Below are 4,768 nucleotides of genomic sequence, written 5' to 3'. Positions count from 1 at the left end.
CCGCAGGGCGACCGAGTGCTTCAGCAGCGGGGCGGCGGCCGGCTGGTCGTCGAGCCAGCGCCGCAGGGTGGCCTCGCCCTCGGCGGTGATGCGGTGGACCCGCGTCGTGCGGGTGGCGCCGCCGGGCACGTCGCGGGCGGCGACCAGGCCGGCCGCCCGCAGGCGGTCGAGCTCCCGGTACACCTGGCTCATCGCCGGGGCGGCGTAGAAGAAGCGCAGGCTGCCGTCGGCCCACCGCTTGAGCTCGTAGCCGGAGAGCTCGCGCCCGAACGACAGCAGCCCGAGCAGGGCGTGGGCCGTCGGGCTGAGGGGCGGGGTGGCGCCGGCCATCGCCGCCAACCTACTGTTCCGATTAGGAAGAGTGGACGACGACGGAGGGGCCGATGGCGGCGACCGTGTACTCGGTGGGCATCTACTGCAGGGACCAGGACGCGGCGAAGCGGTTCTGGACCGAGACGATGGGCTTCGAGCTGGTGCGGGACGAGCCGATGGGCCCCGAGGGCGGGCCCCGGTGGATCGAGGTGCGGCCCCCGGCCCAGGACGTGAAGCTGGTGCTCTACACCCCCGACGGCCAGGAGGACCGGATCGGCACGTTCTCCAACGTGCTGTTCGAGGTCGACGACGTCAACGCCCTCTACGAGGAGCTGACGGGGAAGGGCGTGGTGTTCGCCGGACCGCCCGAGAAGGCGCCCTGGGGCCGGTGGTGGGCCCAGTTCCAGGACCCCGACGGCAACAGCTACGGGCTCGGCGCCGACATCGTCGACTGAGCCGCTACGCCTGGCGGGCGAGGGCCCGCAGGTCGGCGAGGATCGGGGGTAGGGCGGCGAGGAAGGCGTCCACGTCGGCGTCGGTGGTGCTCCACCCGACCGACACCCGCAGCGAGCGGGCGGCGTCGACGCCCATGGCCGCCAGCACCGGCGACGGCTCCAGCGCCTCCGACGAGCACGAGTTGCCCGAGTGCACGGCGATGCCGGCCCGGTCGAGGCCGATGAGCACGGGCTGGGGCTCCACGCCGGCGAGGCCGAGGCAGACGACGTGGGGGAGGCGGTGGTCGGGGTCGCCGTAGACCTCGACCCCGTCCATCCCCGCGGCGGCGGCCGCCACCCGGCCGGTCAGCCGGCCGGCCTCGGCCGCCTCGGCGTCGAGCCGGCCGGCCACCGCCTCGGCGGCCGCCCCGAGCCCGGCGACGGCGGGCACGTTCTCGAGCCCGGCCCGCCTGGCCCGCTCCTGGTCGCCGCCGACGAGCAGGGGCCGCAGCCGCAGGCCCCGCCGCACCAGCAGGGCGCCGACCCCGGGCGGGCCGCCCAGCTTGTGGCCGCTGAGCGACAGGAGGTCGGCGCCGAGGTCGTCGAAGGCGACGGGCACGTGGCCGACGGCCTGGGCGGCGTCGACGTGGACGAGCACCCCCCGCTCCCGGCACCCGGCCACCACCTCGGCCACCGGCTGGACGGTGCCGACCTCGTGGTTGCCCCACTGCACGTGCACGAGCGCCGTGTCGGGCCGCACGGCGGCCAGCACCTCGCCGGGGTCGACCCGCCCGGTGCGGTCCACGCCCACGACGGTCACCTCGCCGGCCCGGGCCGACGCCTCCCGCACGGCGGAGTGCTCGACGGCGGGGACGACGACGTGCCGGCCCCGCTCGGACGCGCCCCACACGGCGGCGGCGATTGCCTCGGTCGCCCCGCTCGTGAACACGACCTCCCGCGACCGGGCGCCGACGAGCGCGGCCACCTGCTCCCTCGCCTCCTCGACCGCGGCCCTGGCCCGCAGCCCCTCCGCGTGGGAGCGGGACGGGTCGGCGGCCGGCGACCGCAGCCACCCGACCATGGCACCGACGGCCTCGGGCCGGACGGGCGAGGTCGACGCGTGGTCGAGGTAGTGGCGGGTCACGCGGTGGCGTCAGGAGCCGGCGACGGAGGTGACGCAGACGTCGTCGCCCTGGGGCAGCGACGACGCCGTGGACGTCTGCGACTCGCCGTAGAGCCCCTCCAGCATCCCCCGCACCATCCCGCGGTCGACGGCGCAGATCACCGGGTGCTCGATGGCCGCCCCGCCGAACGGGCAGTGCTCGCTGACGATGCGCAGCTCGCTGCCGCTGGACTCGGCCCTCGCCGCGAAGCCGTGGGCGGTGAGCGCGTCGGCCACGGCGTGGAGGGCGGCCCTGAACGAGCGGTGGGCCTCGCCCGGCGCGGCCATGCCGCCGGCCATGGCCCGCCCGTACTCGACCCCGACCTCCTCGGCCATGGCCTCGGCCTCGGCCCGCGGCAGGCGGCTGAGGGCCCGGCCGAGCAGGGTGACGAGCAGGTCGTCGCGGCGGGCCGGGAACTCGAGGGTCATGCCGGCCTGGGCGGCCCGGTAGCGCTTCGACGGGCGGCCGGCGCCGGTGCCGGTCCGGGTGACCGCCACCTCCAGGTAGCCGCCGGCGGTCAGCTTGTCGAGGTGGTGGCGGGCGACGTTCGGGTGCATGCCGAACCGGGAGGCCACCTCGGCGGCCGTCACCCCGTCCTCGTGCTCGTGGACGAACAGGTACACGTGCCGCCTGGTCGGGTCGCCGAACGCCGAGGTGATGGCGGTGACGGCCGCCGAGAACTCGGTCGGCGTCAGCGGAGCCCCGTCCACGGCCCGGTATTCTACCTACGCACGTAGGGCTAATTCCCGCCCACCGCAGCCGCAGGAGGCTTCCAGCCGCATGCCCGTGACCGAAGCGGCCGTCCTCGACGCCCTCCGCCCCGTGGAGGACCCCGAGCTGCGCCGCAGCATCGTCGACCTCGGCATGGTCCGCGGCATCGCCATCGACGGCCCGCAGGTCCAGGTCAAGGTGGCGCTGACCGTCGCCGGCTGCCCGCTGCGCAGCGAGATCGACCGCCGGGTGAGCGGCGCCCTCACCGCCCTCGACGGGGTCGACCGGGTCGGCGTCGACTTCACGGTCATGACCGACGAGGAGCGCATGGCCCTGCGCCAGCGCCTCCACGGCGACCCCGCGGCCACGGCCGGGACCCACCAGGCGCACGGCCACGCGGAGGGCCGGGCCATCCCGTTCGCCGACCCGTCGTCGCGCACCCGCGTGCTCCTCGTCGCCTCGGGCAAGGGCGGGGTCGGCAAGTCGTCGGTGACCACCAACCTCTCCGTCGCCCTCGCCCGGCGGGGCCACCGCGTCGCCGTCGTCGACGCCGACGTGTGGGGCTTCTCGATCCCCCGCATGCTCGGCGTCGACCGCCCGCCCGTCGTCATCGACGAGATGCTCGTGCCCCCGGTCGCCCACGGCGTGGCCTGCATCTCGATGGGCTTCTTCGCCCAGGAGGACCAGCCGGTCATCTGGCGGGGGCCGATGCTGCACAAGGCCCTCGAGCAGTTCCTCACCGACGTGTTCTGGGACGACCCCGACTTCCTCGTCGTCGACCTGCCCCCCGGCACCGGCGACATCTCGATCTCGCTGTCGCAGTTCCTCCCGCGGGCCGAGGTCTACGTGGTGACCACCCCCCAGCCGGCGGCCCAGCGGGTGGCCCAGCGGGCCGCGTTCATGGCCCAGAAGGTCCGCCTCGAGGTGAAGGGCGTGGTCGAGAACATGAGCTGGTTCACCGGCGACGACGGCAAGCGCTACGAGATCTTCGGCGCCGGCGGCGGGCAGGAGCTGGCCGACCGGCTGGACGTGCCGCTCATCGGCCGGGTGCCGCTCGTCCCCGCCCTGCGGGCGGGCTCGGACACGGGCCGCCCCATCGTCGTCACCGACCCCGACGGCGAGGCGGCGCTGGCCTTCGCGGCGATGGCCGAGACGATCGACGTCGAGCTGGCGCCCACCCGTCGTTACCACCCGCAGCTGAACATCGTCTAGGAAGGGGGCCCGCGGGAGCGGACGGCGCTCCCCCGTGCGGCCGTCCCCCGCCGCTCGCCACCGTCCAGGAAGGAGCCCCGTGGACGTCCGGATCGGCGTGACCTACAGCGCCAAGGAGATCGACCTCGAGCTCGACGACGACGTCGACCGGGACGAGCTGCGGGCCAGGATCGAGTCGGCCGTCGGCGACGGCGGCAAGGTGCTGTGGCTCACCGACCGGCGGGGCCGGGCCGTCGGCGTCCCGTCGGACAAGGTGGCCTACGTCGAGATCGGCGGGCCCGACAGCGAGCGCCGCATCGGCTTCGGCTCGCCGTAGCGGGGGCCAGCCGGCCGTGCCCCTCGGCCTCCTCGACCGCCGCCTGCTGTTCGTCACCGGCAAGGGCGGCGTCGGCAAGACCACCGTGGCCGCCGCGCTGGCCCTTCTCAGCGCGCAGCAGGGGCGGCGGACCCTCGTGGGCGAGGTCGACGCCAAGGGCAACCTGGCCGACTTCTTCGAGACCGGCCCCACCGGGTTCGAGCCGCGGGAGCTCCAACCCAACCTCTTCGCCATGTCGATGGACACCGAGGCGTCGCTGAAGGAGTACCTGCGGCTCCAGCTCAAGGTGCCCCTGCTGGCCCGCATCGGGCCGCTCGCCCGGTCCTTCGACTTCGTCGCCAACGCCGCCCCCGGCGTGAAGGAGATCCTCACCGTCGGGAAGTTCTGCTGGGAGGTGCTCCGCGACACCTACGACCTGATCGTGGTCGACGCGTCGGCCACCGGGCACATCGTCTCCCAGCTGTCGGCGCCCCAGGCCATCCAGGAGCTGGTGCAGGTCGGGCTGGTGCGGGAGCAGACGGGCTGGCTGATCGACGTGCTGTCCGACCCGGAGCGCACCGGCGCCGTCATCGTCGCCGCGCCCGAGGAGATGCCGGTGAACGAGACGCTCGAGCTGGCCG

At 75.0% G+C, this 4,768-nt stretch carries 7 protein-coding genes; 4 read left to right on the top strand and 3 right to left on the bottom strand.

Annotated elements, in window-relative coordinates:
• Positions 1-330: PadR family transcriptional regulator (locus tag VGB14_03890; protein HEX9992049.1), on the bottom strand; the 330-nt coding region annotated here is incomplete at its 3' end.
• 53 nt (positions 331-383) lie between these two features.
• Between VGB14_03890 and VGB14_03885 the strand changes: the two genes are divergently transcribed.
• Positions 384-767: a VOC family protein gene (locus VGB14_03885; protein ID HEX9992048.1), complete on the top strand. Its 384-nt coding sequence runs from the start codon at positions 384-386 to the stop codon at positions 765-767.
• Positions 768-771: 4 nt separating this feature from the next.
• On the opposite strand, the gene VGB14_03880 is transcribed toward VGB14_03885, so the two are convergent.
• On the bottom strand, positions 772-1,890 hold the full coding sequence (locus VGB14_03880) for a cysteine desulfurase family protein (GenBank protein ID HEX9992047.1): 1,119 nt from the start codon (positions 1,888-1,890) through the stop codon (positions 772-774).
• 9 nt (positions 1,891-1,899) lie between these two features.
• On the bottom strand, positions 1,900-2,619 hold the full coding sequence (locus tag VGB14_03875; protein ID HEX9992046.1) for a helix-turn-helix domain-containing protein: 720 nt from the start codon (positions 2,617-2,619) through the stop codon (positions 1,900-1,902).
• A 70-nt stretch (positions 2,620-2,689) separates the two neighbouring features.
• On the opposite strand from VGB14_03875, the gene VGB14_03870 reads away from it, so the two are divergent.
• The 3 genes from VGB14_03870 to VGB14_03860 form a co-directional block, all read left to right on the top strand.
• Positions 2,690-3,832, top strand: a complete 1,143-nt coding sequence (locus tag VGB14_03870; protein HEX9992045.1) for an Mrp/NBP35 family ATP-binding protein — start codon at positions 2,690-2,692, stop codon at positions 3,830-3,832.
• A 79-nt stretch (positions 3,833-3,911) separates the two neighbouring features.
• Positions 3,912-4,148: a DUF3107 domain-containing protein gene (locus tag VGB14_03865; protein HEX9992044.1), complete on the top strand. Its 237-nt coding sequence runs from the start codon at positions 3,912-3,914 to the stop codon at positions 4,146-4,148.
• Between the two features lie 16 nt (positions 4,149-4,164).
• On the top strand, positions 4,165-4,768 hold a 604-nt coding region (locus tag VGB14_03860; protein HEX9992043.1), incomplete at its 3' end, for an ArsA family ATPase.

This window comes from Acidimicrobiales bacterium, from assembly GCA_036399815.1.
Lineage (GTDB): Bacteria > Actinomycetota > Acidimicrobiia > Acidimicrobiales > DASWMK01 > DASWMK01.
Note: the sequence above shows the minus strand (reverse complement) of the source record. Positions and strands in the feature narration are given on the sequence as shown.

Excerpts from the sequence above, each read along its gene's own strand:
- VGB14_03885 (HEX9992048.1), top strand. The coding sequence starts at position 384 with ATGGCGGCGACCGTGTACTCGGTGGGCATCTACTGCAGGGACCAGGAC.
- VGB14_03870 (HEX9992045.1), top strand. The coding sequence starts at position 2,690 with ATGCCCGTGACCGAAGCGGCCGTCCTCGACGCCCTCCGCCCCGTGGAG.